18 protein-coding genes are annotated in these 20,731 nt (G+C 69.7%); 5 read left to right on the forward strand and 13 right to left on the reverse strand.

What is annotated here, in order from left to right:
• Nucleotides 1–4: 4 nt before the first annotated feature.
• The 3 genes from ADL12_RS38940 to ADL12_RS38950 all read right to left on the reverse strand — a co-directional run bounded on the left by ADL12_RS38940 (nucleotide 5) and on the right by ADL12_RS38950 (nucleotide 3,493).
• Nucleotides 5–865, reverse strand: a complete 861-nt coding sequence (locus ADL12_RS38940) for a sugar phosphate isomerase/epimerase family protein (protein WP_062712014.1) — start codon at nucleotides 863–865, stop codon at nucleotides 5–7.
• Between the two features lie 35 nt (nucleotides 866–900).
• The gene (locus tag ADL12_RS38945; RefSeq protein ID WP_208614704.1) at nucleotides 901–1,920 is read right to left on the reverse strand and encodes an SCO3242 family prenyltransferase; all 1,020 of its coding nucleotides are present in this window, start codon (nucleotides 1,918–1,920) and stop codon (nucleotides 901–903) included.
• A 160-nt stretch (nucleotides 1,921–2,080) separates the two neighbouring features.
• The gene (locus tag ADL12_RS38950; protein WP_062712020.1) at nucleotides 2,081–3,493 is read right to left on the reverse strand and encodes a phytoene desaturase family protein; all 1,413 of its coding nucleotides are present in this window, start codon (nucleotides 3,491–3,493) and stop codon (nucleotides 2,081–2,083) included.
• A gap of 97 nt (nucleotides 3,494–3,590) precedes the next feature.
• On the opposite strand from ADL12_RS38950, the gene ADL12_RS38955 reads away from it, so the two are divergent.
• Nucleotides 3,591–4,193 carry a hypothetical protein gene (locus ADL12_RS38955; protein WP_159053422.1) on the forward strand — a complete coding sequence of 201 codons (603 nt, stop codon included), beginning with the start codon at nucleotides 3,591–3,593 and terminating at the stop codon, nucleotides 4,191–4,193.
• Here ADL12_RS38955 and ADL12_RS38960 read toward each other — a convergent pair.
• Nucleotides 4,129–4,974 (reverse strand): inositol monophosphatase family protein, encoded by an 846-nt coding sequence (locus ADL12_RS38960; RefSeq protein ID WP_062712025.1) that lies wholly within the window; start codon nucleotides 4,972–4,974, stop codon nucleotides 4,129–4,131. The genes ADL12_RS38955 and ADL12_RS38960 overlap by 65 nt on opposite strands.
• Before the next feature lie 107 nt (nucleotides 4,975–5,081).
• Nucleotides 5,082–6,908 (reverse strand): gamma-glutamyltransferase family protein, encoded by a 1,827-nt coding sequence (locus ADL12_RS38965; RefSeq protein ID WP_062712028.1) that lies wholly within the window; start codon nucleotides 6,906–6,908, stop codon nucleotides 5,082–5,084.
• Between the two features lie 792 nt (nucleotides 6,909–7,700).
• Here ADL12_RS38965 and ADL12_RS57270 point away from each other — a divergent pair.
• Nucleotides 7,701–7,862, forward strand: a complete 162-nt coding sequence (locus ADL12_RS57270; protein WP_244188209.1) for a hypothetical protein — start codon at nucleotides 7,701–7,703, stop codon at nucleotides 7,860–7,862.
• 26 nt (nucleotides 7,863–7,888) lie between these two features.
• On the opposite strand, the gene ADL12_RS38970 is transcribed toward ADL12_RS57270, so the two are convergent.
• From ADL12_RS38970 to ADL12_RS39000, 8 genes are all read right to left on the reverse strand, one after another.
• Nucleotides 7,889–10,441, reverse strand: a complete 2,553-nt coding sequence (locus tag ADL12_RS38970; RefSeq protein WP_062712030.1) for a sensor histidine kinase — start codon at nucleotides 10,439–10,441, stop codon at nucleotides 7,889–7,891.
• Between the two features lie 2 nt (nucleotides 10,442–10,443).
• Entirely contained in the window at nucleotides 10,444–11,127 is a 684-nt protein-coding gene (locus ADL12_RS38975; protein ID WP_062712033.1) for a response regulator, read from the reverse strand.
• A gap of 121 nt (nucleotides 11,128–11,248) precedes the next feature.
• Entirely contained in the window at nucleotides 11,249–11,863 is a 615-nt protein-coding gene (gene kdpC / locus ADL12_RS38980; RefSeq protein WP_062712035.1) for a potassium-transporting ATPase subunit KdpC, read from the reverse strand.
• 5 nt (nucleotides 11,864–11,868) lie between these two features.
• A complete protein-coding gene (gene kdpB / locus ADL12_RS38985; protein WP_062712082.1) occupies nucleotides 11,869–13,962 on the reverse strand; it encodes a potassium-transporting ATPase subunit KdpB in 2,094 nt (697 codons plus the stop codon).
• Between the two features lie 86 nt (nucleotides 13,963–14,048).
• Complete coding sequence (kdpA, locus tag ADL12_RS38990) at nucleotides 14,049–15,716, reverse strand: potassium-transporting ATPase subunit KdpA (RefSeq protein WP_062712038.1); 1,668 nt, start codon at nucleotides 15,714–15,716, stop codon at nucleotides 14,049–14,051.
• Nucleotides 15,717–15,725: 9 nt separating this feature from the next.
• Nucleotides 15,726–15,815 carry a K(+)-transporting ATPase subunit F gene (gene kdpF / locus ADL12_RS38995; RefSeq protein ID WP_055544543.1) on the reverse strand — a complete coding sequence of 30 codons (90 nt, stop codon included), beginning with the start codon at nucleotides 15,813–15,815 and terminating at the stop codon, nucleotides 15,726–15,728.
• A complete protein-coding gene (locus tag ADL12_RS54510; protein ID WP_159053423.1) occupies nucleotides 15,812–16,051 on the reverse strand; it encodes a hypothetical protein in 240 nt (79 codons plus the stop codon). The genes kdpF and ADL12_RS54510 overlap by 4 nt, the downstream gene beginning before the upstream one ends.
• 401 nt (nucleotides 16,052–16,452) lie before the next feature.
• Nucleotides 16,453–17,019, reverse strand: coding sequence for a TetR/AcrR family transcriptional regulator (locus tag ADL12_RS39000; protein WP_062712040.1), 567 nt, complete (start codon nucleotides 17,017–17,019; stop codon nucleotides 16,453–16,455).
• Nucleotides 17,020–17,107: 88 nt separating this feature from the next.
• On the opposite strand from ADL12_RS39000, the gene ADL12_RS39005 reads away from it, so the two are divergent.
• The 3 genes from ADL12_RS39005 to ADL12_RS39015 all read left to right on the forward strand — a co-directional run bounded on the left by ADL12_RS39005 (nucleotide 17,108) and on the right by ADL12_RS39015 (nucleotide 20,728).
• A complete protein-coding gene (locus ADL12_RS39005; RefSeq protein ID WP_062712042.1) occupies nucleotides 17,108–18,571 on the forward strand; it encodes an MFS transporter in 1,464 nt (487 codons plus the stop codon).
• Between the two features lie 6 nt (nucleotides 18,572–18,577).
• Nucleotides 18,578–19,816, forward strand: a complete 1,239-nt coding sequence (locus tag ADL12_RS39010; RefSeq protein WP_062712045.1) for an FAD-dependent monooxygenase — start codon at nucleotides 18,578–18,580, stop codon at nucleotides 19,814–19,816.
• 135 nt (nucleotides 19,817–19,951) lie between these two features.
• On the forward strand, nucleotides 19,952–20,728 hold the full coding sequence (locus tag ADL12_RS39015; RefSeq protein ID WP_062712048.1) for an SDR family oxidoreductase: 777 nt from the start codon (nucleotides 19,952–19,954) through the stop codon (nucleotides 20,726–20,728).
• Nucleotides 20,729–20,731 lie beyond the last annotated feature (3 nt).

Below are 20,731 nucleotides of genomic sequence, written 5' to 3' on the forward strand. Positions count from 1 at the left end.
GGGTCTATCGGCCGGCGGCGGTCTGTTCGGCCGCGCGCAGGAACTCGATCGAGCGGCGGGCGACATCGGGCGCGTCGAGCGAGCCGCCCTGGATCTCGACGGAGACCAGGCCGCGATGCCCGAGGTCACGCAAGGCGGCCAGTACGGGCGGGAAGTCGATCTCGCCCGCCCCGAATTCGAGGTGCTGGTGGATGCCGCGCCGCATGTCCTCGATCTGCACATTACGCAGGAGCGGTGCCGCCTCGCGGACGCAGTCGAGCACGGAACGTCTCTCCACGCAGTGCGCGTGGCCGACGTCCAGGGTGATCCCGAACAGCTCGTGCCCGTCGACCAGTTGGGCGAGATGCCGGCAGCGCTCCACGGTGTCGACGAACATGTACGGCTCCGGCTCGAAGGCCAGCGCCACCCCGTACTTCTCCGCCGTCTCCAGCACGGTCTCCACACCGGCCGCGAGCCGCTTCCACACGTCCTGCTCCGGCAGCCCGTCCGGCGCCGGGCCACTGCACAGGTGGACGGTGGGCGAACCGAGGTCGGCCGCGATACGCAGGGCGCGGCGCAGCAGGTCGACCCTGAGCTCGGAGCCGTCCGACATCAGCGTGGGCAGATGCTTGCCCCAGGGGTCGAGGAAGTACGGCGCACCGGTCTCCACGGTCACGTCCAGGCCGTGCCGCGAAAGCTGCCCGGCGAGCACGGTGACGCGCCGGGGCAGGTCGTCGGCGTACGGGTCGAGGTGGCCGTGGTCGAGGGTGAGGGCGACGCCGTCGTAGCCGAGATCGGCGAGGACGACCAGGACGTCGGTCAGCCGGTGCTGGGTGAAGCCGTTGGTGCCGTAGCCGAACTTGAGATCGGTAGGGGGAGGTCTCATGGTGCCGGTTCCTCACACGGAGGGTGTGGTGGGTCTCAGGTGGGCGATATGCGCCGGGCCAGCCGCCGCGCAAGGGGATGGACGACGCCGAGCGCCGCAGCGACGACAGGCGCCCCGCCACGCGCGGTCAACGCCGCCTGCAGCGGCATCAGCCCGAGGATCCCGGCGCCGACGGCTCGCCGTACGTTCTCCCCCGACGGCTCCTGTACGGCGCGGACTTGAGCGGCCCCGTAGGTACCGAGGTAGGCGAGAGCACCGGCGGCGACGAGGCCGACGCGGAGTCTCTTGGAAGGAGCGGTGCCCGCAACGCCCTTCAGGGGCGCGGGGCTGTGTCGAACAGCGGCTCCGCCGCGGGGCGCCATGGCGACTCGTTTGACCGGAATGGCCGTAGCCACGGCAGTCACCGTAGACACAGCAAGAGTCGCAGCCGGAACCCGCACCGGCGCCCCGCCGACCTCATGCCGACTGAGAGCCATCAACGTACCGGTATGCACCCCCACCAGCCCGGCGGGCACCGCGGCACGCCGCAGCGCAACCCCGACCGACGCGGCACCGGCACCGGCACCGGAGGCAACCGCTCCAGCCAGCACGTCCAAAACCCGGGCCCCCGCCATGGCAACTCCGCCCACCGGCTTGGACTTGAGCTTCAGGTCATACGCCCACACCAGCCCAGCCAAAGGAAGCGCAACGCCCACACTGCGCCGACCCCCCGCCGCGGCGGCGAGACCGATCCCCGCCGCGGTCAGCGACCCGGCCACGGCAAGCGCCGTGCGGCGCGGAACACGCCCCGAGGGCACAGGTCGGTCCGGCCTCTCGACGGAGTCGACCGTGGCGTCGGCGTAGTCGTTGAGGGCCATGCCTGCCCAGTAGAGGCACACGGAGGAACCCATCACTCCGAGCGTACGGACACCCAGCGGGCGCCCGGCTGCGGCCGCTCCCGCGATCACGTCGCCGGGGACACTCAACGCGGCCGGCGCTCTGACGAGCAGGGCGAGGTCGGTGAGGCGCACGGCAGACCGGGATCCCCAGCGGGCAACCGCTTTCCGATCTTTCATGGCCGCACCTTACTCGCGGCTTTAAACATTCAGGTACCTACCCCCCGGTAAGGGAAGTGACAAAGAAGACACCGCTCTTCTTCACCGCGGGCCCGAACTACCGGTAAACGTGGGTCGTTTGAGCAGACTCACAGCGCCCGGCACTCACGACTCCCGGCACTCACGGCTCCTGCCGCAGCCGCCGCCACACCGCCTTGGCCGCGTTGTGCCCCGACATGCCGTGCACGCCCGGTCCGGGCGGCGTCGCCGAGGAGCAGATGTAGACCGCCGGGTGCGGGGTGGTGTAAGGGAAGAGCGACAGCTTGGGGCGCAGCAGGAGTTGGAGTCCGGAGGCCGCGCCGGAAGCGATGTCCCCGCCGACGTAGTTGGCGTTGCGGGCGGCGAGTTCGGCCGGGCCGGCCGTGGCGCGGGCGAGGACGCGGTCGCGGAACCCCGGGGCGAAGCGCTCCAGTTGGCGCTCGATGGCGTCCGTGAGGTCTCCGGTCCAGCCGTTCGGCACATGCCCGTACGCCCAGAAGGCGTGCTTGCCGTCGGGAGCCCGGGTGGGGTCGACGACGCTGGGCTGCACCGTGATCATGAACGGCTTGTCGGGCGCCCGGCCCTCCCGGGACGCGGCGCGCAGCGCGGTGTCGATCTCCGCACTGTCCCCGCCGATCTGCACGGTGCCGGCGCGTCGGGCCTCCGGCGCGGTCCACGGCACCGGGCCGTCCAGCGCGTAGTCGATCTTGAAGGCGGCGGGGCCGTAGCGGTAGCCCTCGTAGTACCGGCCGAGGCCGGCGATGCGGGCCAGCGCGGTGGGTGAGGTGTCGAAGATGTAGGCGCGCGCAGGCGGCAGATCGTCGAGCCGCTTGACCTGGTAGTCGGTGTGGACGGTGCCTCCGAGGTCCTCGAGATATGCGGTGAGGGCGTCGGAGATCGACTGGGAGCCACCGCGGGCCACGGGCCAGCCGCGGGCGTGGGCCGCGAGGGCGAAGACCAGGCCGATGGCGCCGGTGGCGAAGCCGCCGAGCGGGGCCATGACGTGCGCGACGAGGCCGGAGAACAGGGTCTTGGCCCGCTCGTCGCGGAAGCGGCGCATCAGCCACGTGGACGGGGGCAGTCCGACGAGGCCGAACCGGGCGAGGGTGACCGGGTCGCGCGGCAGCGCGGTGAGGGGCAGGGACATGAAGTCACGGGCCAGCGTGTCCCACTTGCTCAGGAACGGCTCGACCAGCCTGCGGTACGTCCCCGCGTCGCGCGGGCCGAAGGAGGCGGCGGTCTCGGCGACGGAACGGGACAGCACGGCGGCGGTGCCGTCGGCGAAGGGGTGCGCCATGGGCAGCTCGGCGTGCAGCCACTGAAGGCCGTAGCGGTCGAGCGGCATGGTCCGGAACACGGGCGAGTTGATGCCCAGGGGGTGTGCGGCGGAGCACGGGTCGTGCCGGAAGCCGGGCAGGGTCAGCTCTTCCGTGCGGGCACCCCCGCCGACGGTGTCACGCGCCTCGAACACGGCCACGGAGAAGCCACGCCGGGCCAGCTCCACGGCAGCGGTCAGTCCGTTCGGCCCCGCACCCACCACGACCGCATCGAGCATCGACGGCACCTTCGGACCCCTTCGTCAGCCGACGGCCTTGAAGGATCAGGATATGCCGGGCCACTGACAGCGCCGGGGCGCGGGTAAAGTCCGCGGGGTGACGCGCCGCTTTCGCTTCCCTGCGCCCGAGGACGATGTGTGGCACTGGTTCGAGGTGGGGGATGCCGGTCAGGTGGTGCGGCAGATCTCCTTCCGGGGACTGGATTCCGTGCCCGTGGTGGCCGCCGTACCGGTCGAGGTGGCGCAGACGCGGGAGGCGTGCGGGGAGTGGGGCGTGCGGCTGTACGAGGTCGTGTACGGGGTGCCGGTGCGTGAGCCGGTCGTGGAGCCACCCGGGGCCCGGTCGGTCGAACCGCGGGAGTTCGATGTGGCGTGGGGCCGGGCCCGGTCCTTCCGCAAGTGCCACGTCCGCCACGACACCGGCCCCCTGCCGGTCGGTACGCGCCTGACCGGGACGTTCACCGTCTCGCCCTGGGGTCCCGGCGTCACGGGAGCATTCGTCGACATCGGTCTGCCCGCCGCCGGCTTCGTGGACGCCCTGGTGCTGCTGCAGGCGGAATGCGAGTGGCCCGCGGACGGCACCCCCGCCGAGTTCGAGGTGATCGACCTCCGTGTCGGCGGGGGCCGCCCCCAGATCAGGCTGCGCCCGACAGCAGTTCCCTCACCCGGCGAGCCGTGGCCGCGTCACGGGCCGTCGTGAACGGCAGGGCGTTGCCGCCGGTGATGCGGAAGGGCTCGCCCGCGCGGGTCAGATGGGCGCCGCCCGCCTCCTCGACCAGGAGAATGCCCGCCGCGTGGTCCCATGCGGCCTCCCAGGAGAACGCCGTGGCGTCCAATTCGCCCCGGGCGACGGCGAGATACTCCAGCCCCGCGGAACCGCAGGGGCGGGTTCGCACGCCGTCGGTCCACAGGCCGAGCAGCGCGCGCTTCTCCTCGTCGGTCGTGTAGTCCGGGTGGGACGTGGCGATTTCCAGATCCCGGCCGGGATCCGGCGCGCCGGAGTGCAGCCGCTCGCCGTCGAGGAAGGCGCCCCGGCCCCGTACTGCCGTGGCCAGCTGGTCGCGGGCGGGGGCGTAGGTCCAGGAGGCGAGCAGGACGCCGCGCTGTGCGAGCGCGACCAGCGTGCAGAAGCCGGAGTCGCCATGCACGAACTGGCGGGTGCCGTCGACGGGGTCGACGATCCAGACCGGGGCATCGCCCTGGAGCGCGTCGTACGACGCCGGGTTGGCGTGCACCGCCTCCTCGCCGACCACGACCGAGCCGGGCAGGAGGGCGCCGAGTGCCGCGGTGAGGTGTTGCTCGGCGAGCCGGTCGGCGTCGGTCACCAGATCGTGCGGGCCGCTCTTCTGGTCGACCTCGTGCGCGGCGAGCTGCCGGAAACGGGGCATGATCTCGGCCGCGGCCGCCTTGCGGACCGCTTCCTCCACGTCGGCCGAGTGCTGTGCGAGAAACTCGTCGATGGTTTCGTTGTTTTCGATCACCTCTCCATGAGAGCACGTCCCACTGACAACCCCCGCCCGCCCGATGGACGCCGGATGGCCTCGGCGTGAACATGAGGGGCACGTATCGGCAGGTCAGAGGCTTGTTCTCAGCGCCCGACCGCGTACCCCTGCATTCCCCGCGGATTCGCCGCCGCCGACAGGACGCCGGTCTCCGGGTCCCTCGCGACCGCGCACAGCCGGCCCTCCGACCAGGCCTCACCGACGGTCACCTCATGACCACGCCGCCGTAGCTCCTCCACCACCTCCGCGGCCGTACGGGACTCCACGGTGACGCTACCCGGACGCATCCCGCGCGGGTAGAAGGAGCCGGGGAAGCTGTCGTTGTGCCAGTTCGGGGCATCGATCGCACCCTGCAGGTCGAGGCCGCCGCGGACCCGGTCCCGCAGGGCGACCGCGAGGAAGAAGTGCAGCTGCCACTGGTCCTGCTGGTCCCCGCCGGGCGTGCCGAAGGCCATGACGGGCACGCCGTCGCGCAGGGCGATCGAGGGCGTGAGCGTCGTACGCGGCCGCCGCCGCGGCGTCAGTGAGTTCGGCAGGCCCTCTTCCAGCCAGGTCATCTGCAGCCGGGTGCCGAGCGGGAAGCCCAGTTCGGGCACGACGGGGTTGGACTGCAGCCAGCCGCCGCTGGGGGTGGCCGCGATCATGTTGCCCCAGCGGTCGACGACGTCGAGGTGGCAGGTGTCACCGCGGGTGCCCCCGTCGGCGGCGACGTCCGGCTCACCCGGCACGGGGGACGCCGGGCGCTTGGCCACGGTCGGCTCGCCGACGCCCAGCACGTCGAAGCCGGGTTCGTCGCAGGCCACCACGCGCGCGTGCGCGCACAGCCGCGGGGCGCGTCCGCCCGGGCTGCCCGGCCGCAGCTCGTGAGAGGCCTTCTCGCCGATCAGCTCCCGCCGGGCCGCGTTGTACCGCTCCGACAGCAGCTCGGCGAGCGGCACCTCGGCCGCGTCGCCGTACCAGGCCTCCCGGTCGGCCATGGCCAGCTTGCAGCCCTCGATCAGCAGATGGACGTACTCGGCGGACCCGTACCGCGGCAGCTCGGGCGGGAGCAGCGCGAGCTGCTGGAGGAGGACCGGGCCCTGGCTCCAGGGGCCGGCCTTGCACAGGGTCCAGCCATTCCAGTCGTACGTCGCCGGCGCCTCGTAGGTCGCGGACCAGCCGGCGAGGTCGGCGGCCGTGAGCGTGCCGGAGTGCCGCTCACCGCTGGTGTCCATGGTGGGCCGCTGGGCCTGCCGTACGAGGGCCTCGGCGATGAACCCGGTGCGCCACACCTCCCGCGCGGCGTCGATCTGCGCGACCCGGTCCCCGGCCCCGGCGACCTCGTCCAGCAGCCGCTTCCAGGTGACGGCGAGGGCGGGGTTACGGAACAGCTCCCCGGGCCGTGGTGCCTTCCCGCCCGGCAGATACACCTCGGCCGACGAGGTCCACTCCGTCTCGAACAGCTCCCGCACGGTCTCGACGGTCTCCCCGACGCGCTCCACGGGCGCGTGCCCGTGTTCGGCGTACCCGATGGCGTACTCGAGCACCTCGGCGAGCGTCCGGGTCCCGTAGTCCCGCAGCAGCAGCATCCACGCGTCGAACGCCCCGGGCACGGCAGCCGCGAGCGGCCCCGTCCCCGGCACGAGCGCCAGGCCGAGTCCCCGGTAGTGCGTGACCGTCGCCCCGGCGGGCGCAACGCCCTGCCCGCACAGCACGCGCACCTCACCGCCCGCCGGCGCGAGCAGGATCGGCACCTCGCCGGCCGGCCCGTTGAGGTGCGGCTCGACGACATGCAGCACGAACGCGCCCGCCACGGCAGCGTCGTACGCGTTGCCGCCTCTTTCCAGCACGGCCATCGCCGACTGGGAGGCCAGCCAGTGGGTGGAGGACACCATGCCGAAGGTGCCTTGGAGGGTGGGGCGGGTCGTGAACATAGGGCCTCTCACCTCGCTGTTTACGCCCATTGGCCAGACCGGTCGGCGCTCAGGGTCAGTACTGGGGAGAATCTGGGGAGTTCGGGCCAGAGCTCTTCTCCGTCCGCTCCCCCAGCAGGCTATCGATCGTCATACGCCCCGCGCGCACAGGCCAGACCGATCGCCCGCAGCGCGTCGAGGTGGAGGGGGCGGCCGGGACACGTCTACGTCGTCACCCACTCCGAAGCCCCGCACGGCCGACGCCCACACCGCCGTACGCGCTCCGCCGAACTGGTCGCGATAGCGCTCGTCGACGCCGTGGTGGTCGTACTCGGCCATGCCTCGGGGATCGGCGCACCCGCCGCCTCCTCCGACGCGACCGCAGCCCCGCCGCAAACGCACGACGCCGCGCGCTGATCGGAGGGCCGTGGCCCGCCCATCGGCGGATTCCGACGCCTTCTTGACGCCGTGCCGCGTTCCGTACGCCGGTTCGGACGGCTGGGCCAGGACGGCCGCTTTCGACGGCCGCGGAAAGCGACAGCGACGGGCCACGGCCCGAGCGTGTTCCTGCGCACACACCGGCATCGGCGCACCGCAGCCGAGCGTCGTCCGGCCCGCGACTCCAGAGTCGCCGTCATCGGTCTCGGCCGTTTCGGCCAGTCGGTGACGGAAGATGACGGAAGACGACGGAAGAGCTGATGCGACGTGGCTGGGACGTGCTCGGCATCGACGCCCACGCCGGACTCGTCCAGAAGGCCGGCATCCTGGTCACGTCGAACCTCGTCGACGCGGCCGTACCCCACATCTGGGCCCGTGCCACCACCCGGCAGCACGGTCAGATCCTTCATCGCCTTCGACAGCGACTACGCCCTCATCAAAACCCTCGCCCCGAAATTCGCCGGCGGCATGCCGCTCGTCATCATCGTCACCGGCAAGACCCGTGCCGTGGAGACGTTCGCGGAGCTGGACCAGTGAGGACCAGTGAGGACCAGTGAGACGTTCTACGAGGTGGCAGTCACCGGAAGGTCCGCAGTCACCGGCTGACGGTCCGCCGCGGTCGGCAGGCTGAGCACCATGGTCAGGCCGCCGCCGGGGGTGTCCTCGGCGTGGATCGTGCCGCCCATCGCCTCGGCGAAGCCGCGGGCGACCGCGAGGCCGAGGCCGACGCCGTTGCCGCGCGGGGCGTCACCGTAGCGCTGGAAGGGCGCGAAGATGCGGTCCTTGGCCTCGTCGGGGACGCCCGGGCCGCGGTCCACCACGCGGACTTCCACCCGGTCGGCGATGGCGCTGGCCGCCACCAGGACCGGCTCGTCCTCGGGGCTGTACTTCACCGCGTTCTCCACGACGTTGGCGACCACCCGCTCCAGCAGACCCTTGTCGGTGGCCACCATGGGCAGGGTCTCGGGGATGTCCAGGCCGACCGTCTCGTCGGGGTCCGGGATGCCGCCCAGGGCCAGCGGGACGACCTCGTCCAGGTCGATCTCACGGATCAGCGGGGTGAGGGTGCCGGTCTGCAGGCGGGACATGTCCAGCAGGTTGCCGACCAGGTGGTCGAGGCGGTCCGCGCCCTCCTCGATCGCGGCCAGGAGTTCGGCCTGGTCCTCCTCGGACCACTCGACGTCGTCCGAACGCAGGCTGGACACGGATGCCTTGATGCCGGCGAGCGGGGTGCGCAGGTCGTGGCTGACGGCGGCCAGCAGGGCGGTGCGGATGCGGTTGCCCTCGGCCAGCTCCCTGGCCTGGTCGGCCTCGGACTGCAGCCGCTGGCGATCCAGGACGACGGCGGCCTGGGCGGCGAACGCGGACAGTACGCGCCGGTCGGAGGCCGGCAGCACCCGTCCCGACAGGGCCAGTGCCATGTGGTCGCCCACCGGCACGTCCACGTCGGCGTCCTCGGGCCTGCCCACGACCGGGCTCTCACCGACCCTGCCCGCGCAGCTCCACGGCGCCGTGTCGTTCTCCCGCTCCAGCAGAGCCGCCGACCGCATGCCGAAGGTCTCCCGCACCCGCTCCAGCAGCTCCTCCAGGCCGGTCTCGCCCCGCAGCACACTGCCGGCGAGGTAGGAGAGGATCTCCGACTCGGCGCGCAGCCGGGCCGCCTGCTCGGTGCGGCGGGCCGCCAGGTCCACCACCGACGCCACCGACACGGCCACGCCGACGAAGACCGCGATGGCGACGATGTTCTTCGGGTCGGCGATCGTCAGCGTGTGGACCGGTGAGGTGAAGAACCAGTTGAGCAACAGTGAGCCCACCATGGCGGAGGCCAGGGCGGGCAGCAGGCCGCCCAGCAGCGCGGCCGCCACCGTGAGGGTCAGGAACAGCAGCATGTCGTTGGCCAGGCCCAGTTCGGGCAGGACACTGCTGAGCAGCAGCGTGAGGAGCGCGGGTCCTGCCACACCGGTCAGCCACCCCCAGATGAGCCGCGACCGGCCGAGCCGCGCACTCCTGGCGGCCGGCAGGCCCCGCCCCTTGCCCGCCTCGTCGTGGGTGATCAGGTGGACGTCCAGGTCAGGTCCCGAGTCGCGGGCGACGGTGGCGCCGACGCCGGGCCCGAAGATGTACTGCCAGCTCTTGCGCCGTGAGACGCCGAGGACGATCTGGGTGGCGTTGACGGCGCGCGCGAACTCCAGCAGCGCCACGGGAATGTCGTCGCCCACGACGTGGTGGAAGGTGCCGCCCAGGTCCTCCACGAGGGTGCGCTGGACGGCCAGTTCCTTCGGTGAGGCCGAGGTCAGCCCGTCGCTGCTGGCGATGTAGACGGCCAGCACCTCACCGCCGGCGCCCTTCTCAGCCAGCCGCGCGGCCCGGCGGATCAGCGTCCTGCCCTCCGGGCCACCGGTGAGCCCGACCACGATCCGCTCGCGCGAGCCCCAGATCGTCGAGACCTGGTGCTCGCTGCGGTACTGCTGCAGGTACTCGTCGACGCGGTCGGCCACCCAGAGCAGGGCCAGCTCGCGCAGTGCGGTGAGGTTGCCGGGGCGGAAGTAGTTGGAGAGGGCCGCGTCGACCTTGTCCGGCTTGTAGATGTTGCCGTGTGCCATCCGCCGCCGCAGCGCCTGCGGCGACATGTCGACCAGCTCGATCTGATCGGTGCGGCGCACCACCTCGTCCGGCACGGTCTCCTTCTGCCGGATGCCGGTTATGGACTCCACGACGTCGCCCAGGGATTCCAGGTGCTGGATGTTGACGGCCGATATGACGTCGATGCCGGCCGCGAGCAGCTCCTCGACATCCTGCCAGCGCTTGGAGTTGCGCGAGCCCGGGATGTTCGTGTGGGCCAGCTCGTCGACCAGGGCGACCTGAGGACGACGGGCCAGCACCGCGTCGACGTCCATCTCCGTGAAGACGCTGCCGCGGTACTCCAGCTCCTTGCGCGGGATCTGCTCCAGGCCGTGCAGCATCACCTCGGTGCGTGGCCGGCTGTGGTGCTCCACGAAAGCGACCACGCAGTCGGTGCCGCGCTCCACCCGCCGGTGCGCCTCCGACAGCATCGCGTACGTCTTGCCGACGCCCGGTGCCGCACCGAGATAGATCCGAAGCTTGCCGCGTGCCATGGTCATCCTTCGAAGCGGTAGCCCATTCCGGGCTCGGTGATCAGGTAGCGGGGGTGGGACGGATCAGCCTCCAGTTTGCGGCGCAGCTGGGCCATGTAGACCCGCAGGTAGTTGGTCTTGTTGCTCTGGGATGCCCCCCACACCTCCTGGAGCAGCTGTTTCTGTGTGATGAGCCGGCCGGGGTTGGTCACCAGGATCTCCAGCAGGTGCCACTCGGTCGGGGTGAGGCGGACGTCGCGTCCGGCGCGATGGACCTTCTTGGCGGCCAGGTCGATGGTGAACTCGTCCGTCGTGACCCGCGTCATCTCGGGTTCGATCGGCACGGCTTGCGTACGGCGGACCGCGGCGCGCAGGCGGGCCAGCAGCTCGTCCATGCTGAACGGCTTGGTGATGTAGTCGTCGGCGCCCGCGTCCAGGGCGGCGACCTTCTCGTCGGACGCCCGCCGGGCGGAGAGCACAAGGATCGGTACCCGGGCCCAGCCGCGCAGCGCCTTGATGACGTCGACGCCGTCCATGTCCGGCAGGCCCAGGTCGAGGACGACCACGTCGGGCTGGCGGGCAGCGGCCAGGCGCAGCGCCGTGGCTCCGTCCGGGGCCGCGTCGACGCCGTAGCGGCGGGCCTGCATGTTGATGACGAGCGCGCGTACGAGCTGGGGGTCGTCCTCCACGACCAGCACCCGGGTCATCGGTGCGCCTTCCTGTCATGCGCGGGGGTGGGACAGCCCGTAAGGGCTGGATGGCGGTGGGAGCCGACGGCCCCGGGGGGTGTCCCGGGCCGTCGGCTCCCGCGCGGTTCGCGTAAGCCCATCAGCTCTTCGCCGCGAGTCCCTTGAGCGCGATGTTGAGCTCCAGGACGTTGACATGGGGCTCGCCCATGAATCCGAGCGTGCGGCCGTCGGTGTGGTCGTCGACCAGCTTCTGCACCTGCGCCACGGTCAGCCCGTTGTTCTCGGCCACCCGCTCGACCTGGATGTCCGCGTACGCCGGGGAGATGTCCGGGTCGATCGCGGAGGCCGACCCGGTGACCGCGTCCTTGGGCACCTCGGACTGGGGTACGCCGTTGAACTCGGCGACCTGCTTCTTCGCCGCCTTCACGTTCTTCACGAGGGTCGGGTCACTGGCGCCCAGCTGGCTGGAGCCCGTGGTCAGCGGGTCGTAGCCGCTGTTGGACGGGCGGCCCTGGAACCACTTCGGGTCGGGCTTGTCGGTGCCCTTGATGTTCCAGCTCTGGCCGATCGGCTTCGAGCCGATCTCCTTGCCGTCGACCTCGACCATCGAGCCGTTGGCCTTGTCGTTGAACAGCACCTGGCCGATGCCGGTGACCAGCAGCGGGTACGCGATGCCGGTCACCACGGTGAGGACGAGCAGCATGCGCAGGGCGGCCCACGCCATGCGTGCGGAGCTTGCGAAAGATGTGTTCATGTCCTTCAGCCGATCCCGGGGATGAGCGAGATGAGCAGGTCGATGATCTTGATGCCGATGAAGGGCGCGATCAGGCCGCCGAGCCCGTAGATCGTCAGGTTCCGTCGCAGCATCTTGTCGGCGCTGACGGGCCTGTACTGCACGCCCTTCAGGGACAGCGGCACCAGCGCGATGATGATCAGCGCGTTGAAGATGACCGCGGACAGGATCGCGGAGTCGGGCGAGGACAGGCCCATGATGTTGAGCTTGTCCAGGCCGGGGTGGACGGCCGCGAACAGCGCCGGGATGATCGCGAAGTACTTGGCCACGTCGTTGGCGATGGAGAACGTCGTCAACGCGCCCCGGGTGATGAGGAGTTGTTTGCCGATCTCGACGATCTCGATGAGCTTGGTCGGGTTGGAGTCGAGGTCGACCATGTTGCCGGCCTCCTTGGCGGCCGACGTACCCGTGTTCATCGCCACGCCGACGTCCGCCTGCGCCAGCGCAGGGGCGTCGTTGGTGCCGTCGCCGGTCATCGCGACCAGCTTGCCGCCGGCCTGCTCCCGTTTGATGAGGGCCATCTTGTCCTCAGGGGTGGCCTCGGCGAGGAAGTCGTCGACGCCTGCCTCCTCGGCGATCGCCTTGGCGGTCAGCGGGTTGTCACCCGTGATCATGATCGTCTTGATGCCCATGCGGCGCAGCTCCTCGAACCGCTCCCGCATGCCCTCCTTGACGACGTCCTTGAGGTGGATGACGCCCAGCACGCGGGCGCCCTTGTCGTCCTTGACCGCGACCAGCAGCGGGGTGCCGCCGGCCTCGGAGATGCGGTTGGCGATGGTGTCCGCGTCGTCGGCGACCGTGCCGCCCTCTTCCTGCACCCAGGCGATGACGGAGGCCGTGGCGCCCTTGCGGACCTTCCTGCCGTCCACGTCCACACCCGACATCCGGGTCTGCGCGGTGAACTCGATCCACGCCGCGTGCGCCAACTCACCCTGGTGGCGCTCCCGCAGACCGTACTTCTCCTTCGCCAGGACGACGATGGAACGGCCCTCCGGCGTCTCGTCGGCCAGCGACGACAGCTGAGCGGCATCCGCGACCTCGGCCTCCGTCGTCCCGCGCACCGGCACGAACTCGGCGGCCTGCCGGTTGCCCAGCGTGATCGTGCCGGTCTTGTCGAGCAGCAGCGTGGAGACGTCACCGGCGGCCTCGACTGCCCGGCCGGACATGGCGAGTACGTTGCGCTGGACCAGCCGGTCCATGCCCGCGATGCCGATCGCGGACAGCAGCGCGCCGATCGTCGTCGGGATCAGACAGACCAGCAGTGCCACCAGCACGACCATCGTCAGGTGGCTGCCCGCGTAGTCGGCGAACGGCGGCAAGGTGGCCACCGCCAGCAGGAAGACGATCGTCAGCGAGGCCAGCAGGATGTTCAGCGCGATCTCGTTCGGCGTCTTCTGCCGGGCCGCGCCCTCGACCAGGTTGATCATCCGGTCGATGAAGGTCTCACCGGGCTTCGTCGTGATCTTGATGACGATGCGGTCGGACAACACCTTCGTGCCGCCCGTGACGGCCGAACGGTCGCCGCCGGACTCTCGGATGACCGGAGCCGACTCACCGGTGATGGCCGACTCGTCGACGGACGCCACTCCTTCGACGACGTCACCGTCGCCGGGGATGATGTCGCCGGCCTCGCAGACGACCAGGTCGCCGATCTTCAGGTCGGTGCCCGGAATCTGCTCCTCGGAGCCGTCCTTGAGCAGCCGCCGGGCGACCGTGTCGGTCTTGGCCTTGCGCAACGTGTCGGCCTGAGCCTTGCCGCGGCCCTCGGCGACGGCCTCCGCCAGGTTGGCGAAGATCACGGTCAGCCACAGCCAGGCGCTGATCACCCAGCCGAACCAGTCGCCCGGGTCCTTGAAGGAGAAGACCGTCGTCAGGACGGAGCCGACGAGGACCACGAACATCACGGGCGACTTGACCATCACCCGCGGGTCGAGCTTACGGAAGGCGTCCGGCAGCGACTTGACCAGCTGCTTCGGATCGAACAGCCCTCCGCCGACCCGCCCGTCGGGCTTGTGCCCGGTGGGCGCGTCCTGGTGGGGCGCAAGGGTGGGAGTGGACATGGAGTCCTGCTTCTTCACGTCGGTCTTCTGCGTGGTTGCGTGGGTCTTCTGCGTGGTTGCGTCAGTCTTCTGCGTGTTGGTCGTCATCACGCCAACCCCTCGGCCAGCGGGCCCAGGGCGAGGGCCGGGAAGAACGTCAGACCGGTGATGATCAGGATCGCGCCCACGAGCAGGCCGGTGAACAGCGGCTTCTCGGTCCGCAGCGTGCCCGCCGTGGCCGGGACCGGCTTCTGCTCGGCCAGCGAGCCGGCCAGCGCGAGGACGAACACCATCGGCACGAACCGGCCCAGCAGCATGCACAGGCCCAGCATCGTGTTGTGGTACTCGGTGTTCGCCGCGAAGCCCGCGAAGGCGGACCCGTTGTTGTTGCTAGCCGAGGTGTAGGCGTACAGGACCTCGGAGAAGCCGTGTGCGCCCACGTTCGTCATCGACGACTCGCCCTTGCCCAGCGCCATCGCCAGCGCGGTGCCGATCAGCACCAGCGCCGGGGTGATCAGGATGTAGCAGGCCGCCAGCTTGATCTCGCGGGTGCCGATCTTCTTGCCCAGGTACTCGGGCGTACGGCCCACCATCAGACCCGCGATGAACACCGCGATGACCGCCATGATCAGCATGCCGTACAGGCCGGAGCCGGTACCGCCGGGCGCGATCTCGCCCAGCATCATGCCGAGCAGCAGCACACCGCCGGACAGACCGCTGAAGGAGTCGTGGAAGGAGTTGACCGAGCCGGTCGAGGTCATGGTCGTGGAGACGGCGAACAGGGAGGAGTTGCCCTCGCCGAAGCGCTGCTCCTTGCCCTCCATCGCCCCGCCTGCAAGCTGCGAGGCGGCGCCCGGGTGGGCGTACTCGGTGATGGTCACGGCGACCACGCCGAGGAACCAGATCACCGCCATGGCCGCGAGGATGGCGTAGCCCTGCTTGACGTTGCCGACCATCGTGCCGAAGGTGCGCGGCAGCGAGAACGGGATCACCAGCAGCAGGAAGATCTCCAGCAGGTTGGTGAAGCCGTTGGGGTTCTCGAACGGGTGGGCGCTGTTGGCGTTGAAGAAGCCGCCGCCGTTCGTGCCCAGGTCCTTGATGGCTTCCTGGGAGGCGACCGCACCCGGGCTGATGGCCTGCTTGTCGCCGGTCAGGGTGGTGATGCTGTGGATGTCACCGAAGTTCTGGATGGCACCGCAGGCGACGAGGATCACGGCGGCGATCACCGAGAGCGGGACCAGGATGCGGATGACGCAACGCACCAGGTCCGCCCAGAAGTTGCCCAGGTCGCCGGTGCGGGAGCGGGAGCGGGCGAATCCACGTACCAGCGCCACCGCGACGGCTATGCCGACGGCTGCGGAGACGAAGTTCTGCACGGCCAGGCCCATCGTCTGGGTGACGTGGCTCATCGCCACCTCGCCCGAGTACGACTGCCAGTTCGTGTTGGACACGAAGGAGGCGGCCGTGTTGAACGCCTGGTCCGGGGTGATCGGCTTGAAGCCCAGCGACAGCGGGAGCTTGTCCTGGATCCGCTGCAGCAGATAGAGGAACAGCACGCTCACCGCGGAGAAGACCAGCACCCCGCGCAGGTAGGCGGGCCAGCGCATCTCCGCGTCCGGGTTGGCGCCCACGGACCGGTAGATCCACTTCTCGACCCGCAGGTGATTCTTGGACTGGAAGACGGCGGCCATGTAGTCGCCGAGGGGACGGTGTACGAGGGCGAGCGCGCCGATCAGCGCAGTCACCACGAGCACGTCAGCAAGTACCGAACTCATGGCGGCGGCTCAGAACCTCTCCGGGAAGACGAGGGCGAGGACGAGGTAGCCCAGCAGGGCGACGGCCACGATCAGACCGACGATGTTCTCGGCAGTCACAGCTTCGCCACCCCCTTGGCGACGAGAGCCACCAGCGCGAACACCGCGATCGTGGCGACGACGAAGGCCACATCGGCCATCGCAAGCTCCTGAATGAGGTTCGAGTACGGATCGGACCAGTACAGGGAACCCGCCGTTCGGCCGGATTCAGGCGTCCTTAACGGCCCTCTTACGGCGACTCCGCCGGCCTTGACGGACCTCTTACGCCGCGCCGCGCCCGCCACTCGGGTGATCATGGACTGCGCCCGCACCGACGCGTCAGGGATCGGTCGGCAACCCGTCAGCGGCACCTCAAGATCCGGAGCCCGCCGCAATCCCGCGCCTGTCGTCCCCGCCATGGGACGCCGCACTCACGGGCTCAGGCGCTGCTGCTGTTCCGCGTCCTGATGCCTCCCCGCGTCACCGCGGGCGAGGGATGGCTGGCCGTAAGGACCCTCAGGGGCACCCGCACCGGCTCGACATGGACACCCGACATCGGCCGACAGGGATCACCACGGCGCTCACCTCGCGCCGCTGGGCACACTCTCGGACCGCCTCGAACGCGAAACCGCGTGGGCCGTGTTCAAGGTCTCCGGGATGACCACCGAGACCGACGATCACCCCATCCCCCAGGGCGTCGCCTCGTTGAGGCTCGTGGCTAGCGGACCAGCGGGAGGAAGATCGTGTCGACGATCTCCTCGATCACCTCGGGTGCGACCGGCCGCAGCGTCATCATCGTCTCGCCTCGAAGCAGGTCGAAAGGGAGTGAGGCGATCCGTGGCGTGAGCTTGGCCGGATCGATCTCGCCGCGCTCGATGGCGCGCTCCATGATCTCGTCGCGTCCGGAGCGGCGTCCGGCGAGGATCATCTCGCGCAGCTCGGCGAAGCTGGTTCCGGTCTCGGCGAAGTAGCCGGCGAGCAGCAGGCTGAGTTGAGTGAGGAACGGCCCCCGCTTCTCGCTCAACTCGGTGAGGGTGGCGATCAGGTCGCCGCGCAGGGACCCGGTGTCGGCCGGGGTGGTCAGCTGGATGACATTGCGGCGTACGACTGCCGCCTCGACCAGCTTCTGCTTGTCCGCCCAGCGCCGATAGAGCACCGGTTTGCTGGTGCCGGCTCGCCGGGCGACGGAGTCGAAGGTCAGGTTCGCGTACCCACGCTCGCTCAACTCGTCCCAGGCCGCTTCGAGGATCGCTGCCTCGAGCGCTTCGCCGCGCCGTCGTCCCACAACACTCCTTAGAAACTTTGACGTTTCTTATCGCCGCACTCTACTCTCAGTAAATAAGAAACTGAAACGTATCTTAAGGGGGTGTGTCATGCAGCAGAGCAGGACCGAAAGCACAGACGCCGGACTGCACACGAGATGGAACGGGCGGCTCATCGGCCTGGTGACTGTCCTGGCCCTGGTGAACTTCGTGGTCGACTCGGCCATCACCGCACCGCTGGTCGTCCTCCCGGAGATGCTCGACCATTTCGGCACCGACCAGGCGGCGTGGCTCAATGCCACCGCGATGCTGGCGGGAGTGCTGTGGGCACCCCTGCTCGGAAAGAGTGCCGACATCTACGGCAAGCGCAGGGTGCTCGTGTTGACGTTGCTCCTCAGCTGCGCGGGCGCCCTCTTATGCGCCGTGGCTCCCAGCCTCTGGGTATTCGTGCCAGGGCGCATGCTGCAGGGAGCGGCTCTGGCCACCGTCTTCCTCTCCGTCGCAATCGTTCGAGGTGTCTGCGCACCCCGCATCGCGATGATCATCGTGGGCATCGTGACCTCCGGTTCCGCGGTGCTCAACATCGCGTCCCGTTTCCTCATCGAGAAGCTGGCCACGGAGTTCGGCTTCCAGATCTTGTTCCTCGGATCGGCCTTCGTCGCGGCCGCGATGGCGGTCTGCGTGCGCAAGGTCGTTCCCGAATCCCCGATCAGGACACCAGGCAAGATCGACGTCGGTGGTGCCCTCCTCCTCGGCGGAGGTCTCGCCGGGGTGCTCAGCCATGTCAGTCTGGGCTCGGACCTCGGCTGGCTCGCTGCCGGCCCGCTGGCTCTCCTCGTCGGTGGCGTAGCGGCATTGGCCAGGTGGTTCCTGGTCTCGACTCGAAAGCCCGACCCTCTGATCGACGTCAGGGACATCAGCAGGCCATTGGTGCTCACGCTCCTCGTCGTCTTCCTCGCAGCCGGTTCGTACCAGAGCATGCTTCAGCTCGTCTCTCTCATCGGTGAAGTCTCGGCGGATCAGCAACTCGGGTACGGACTGGCCGACCAGGGATCAGTGGCACTGTTGCTCGCGGCGCCGGGAGTCGGCGTCACGCTCGGAGGTCCGGCGGCCGGATGGCTTGCCGCACGCATCGGACCGGCCTCGACGTTGGCCGGGGCGATCATGCTCGGCACGGTGGTGACCCTCGGGATGTTCCTCGGGGCTTCCCAGCTTCCCGTGGCGCTCTGCTGCGGATTCCTGCTGGGTGTCACTGTGGGAGCGCTCGGGACATCCGGCTTCAACATGGCTGCCGGCTTGGCGTCCCCCGAACGGCAGGGCGTCGTGTCCAGCCTGGTCATGGTCATGGTCTCGATCGGGGCGGTGGTGCTGGACTTCGTGGGCGCGGCCGTGCTCAAGTCGACCACCGTGGTCGTCGACGGCGAAACAGCGAACTCGGCCACCGGCGTGTTCGGCTATATCGGGATCGCTTCCGTCGCGTTCGCGATCGCCGCGATGCTGGCCGTCATGCTCGTGCGAAACACACGCATCGGCCGCAACTCGCCGTCGCCCGACCTCGAGCGGGAAGCGGTGTGACGGAAAATGACCATGAGAACCGCATCGAAAGGCACGGTCCTGGTTTCCGGCGCGAGCATCGCGGGTCCCGCCGTGGCGTACTGGCTGCACCGGTACGGATTCGCGGTGACGGTGGTGGAGAAGTCCACCGGGCTGCGGGGCGGTGGGTACCCGATCGACGTGCGTGGCACCGCGGTGGAGGTGGCTCGCCGGATGGGAATCCTGCCGCAGCTCCAGGAAGCGCATATCGAGTCGCGCCAGGTGACCTTCCTCAATGCCGATGGCAGTGAGGCGGCGGTGGTTCACCCACAGGCGGTGGTCGGCGGGGTCGAGGGACGTGATGTCGAGGTGCCTCGCGGGGATTTGGCAGAAGCCCTGTACGGGGCCGTCCGTGACGAGGTGGAGTTCGTGTTCGACGACTCCATCGATGCGCTCACCGAACACGAGCACGGTGTCGACGTCACCTTCCGCAGCGGCGGCCGGCGCAGCTTCGACCTGGTCCTGGGTGCGGACGGGCTGCACTCGCACACCCGGAAGCTCGTATTCGGCCCCGAGCAGCAATTCCACCGCTATCTGGGGTACTGCTTCGCCCTGTTCACCATGCCCAACACCTTTGGGCTCTCCCATGAAGTACTCATCTGGAACACTCCCGGAAGGGCGGCGGCGCTCTACGCGGTCAGAGACAGCAACGAGCTGCACGCATTCCTCAACTTCGCTCACCCGGAACAACCGTACGAGGTCCTCCGCGACCCCGAGGCGCAACGTGACCTCGTCGCCACCACCTTCGCGGGCGACGCATGGGCAATCCCGACCGTGGTCGCCGCCATGCGCCACGCGAACGATCCGTTCTTCGACACCGTGAGCCAAGTCCGCATGCCGCGCTGGTCCAGCGGCCGGGTCGCGCTCGTCGGCGATGCCGCCTACGCCCCGTCGTTCCTGACCGGGCAAGGGTCCAGCCTCGCCCTCGTCGGCGCCTACATGCTCGCCGACTCGCTGGCCGCCCATCGCGACCACACCGCGGCCTTCGCCGCCTACGAACGCGACATCCGCGGATTCGTCGAACTGAACCAGGCACAGGTCGGTGAAGGCGACGCGGCGCTCTTCCCCACCACCGCCGAAGCCCTTGAAAAACGCAACAACAGACTTCGCGGCCTCACCGCCCTGCCACCAAAAACCGGACGCCCGGCCCACACAGCCCTCACCTTGCCCGACCACAGCCCCCGTCGAGGACGGGTTTTCACCGGCGGAGGGGCCGGGGTGCCATAGAAATTCCCTATAGCACGTACTCACATTCCGTCTTTGCCTCTCGTTCTTTTCCGGACCTACCGTGAAACAGCTCGACGGGGCGCTCACCGCGATCTCCCGTCGAGCGGCAATTACGCGATCGAGAGGACCGGTGGCATGGCTGCAATCGAGAACGGATCAGGAACGCGAGAACTCGCGGGAAAGCGGGCCCTGGTCACCGGTGGTTCTCGCGGAATCGGAGCGGCCGTCGTGCGCCAGCTCCTGGACGCGGGCGCCGAAGTGCTCACGACCGCCAGGTCGGCGACGAGCACGGTGCCGGATGGAGCCACCTTCGTGGAGGCCGACGTGCGGACACGGGCTGGGGCGGAGGCGCTCGCCGCGGCCGCGCAGGAGGTGCTCGGCGGGGTGGACGTCCTGGTCCACAACGTGGGTGGCGCGCGACCGTACAAGGACGCCTCGGCCATCCCCGCCGAGGAGTGGCAGGACGCGCTGGACTTGAACTATCTGGCGTCGGTGCGGCTGGACTCGCTGCTGGTACCGGGGATGCGGGAACGGCGTTCGGGGATGATCGTGCACGTCTCCTCGGCCGCAGTCCTCACCCCGGTAGGACCGTTCCTGCACTACACGGCGGCGAAGGCGGCGCTGGAGAACTACAGCCGGGGGCTGGCCTCGGAGCTGGCCCCGTTCGGAATCCGGGTCAACACGGTGACTCCCGGCAGAGTCGCCACCCCCGGCGGCGAAGAAACGCGGGAGCAGTGGGCGCGCCTGAACGCGGCGCCGGGCCGGACCAACGCCAACGACACCACCCCGCTGGGGCGCGACGGGCAGCCCGACGACATCGCCCACGCGGTGCTGTTTCTCGTGTCCGACCGGACGAGCTGGCTGACCGGGAGCAATCTCATCGTGGACGGCGGGGAATTCCCCAGGGGGTGACGC

Source organism: Streptomyces regalis (assembly GCF_001509475.1).
GTDB classification, from domain to species: Bacteria; Actinomycetota; Actinomycetes; order Streptomycetales; family Streptomycetaceae; genus Streptomyces; species Streptomyces regalis.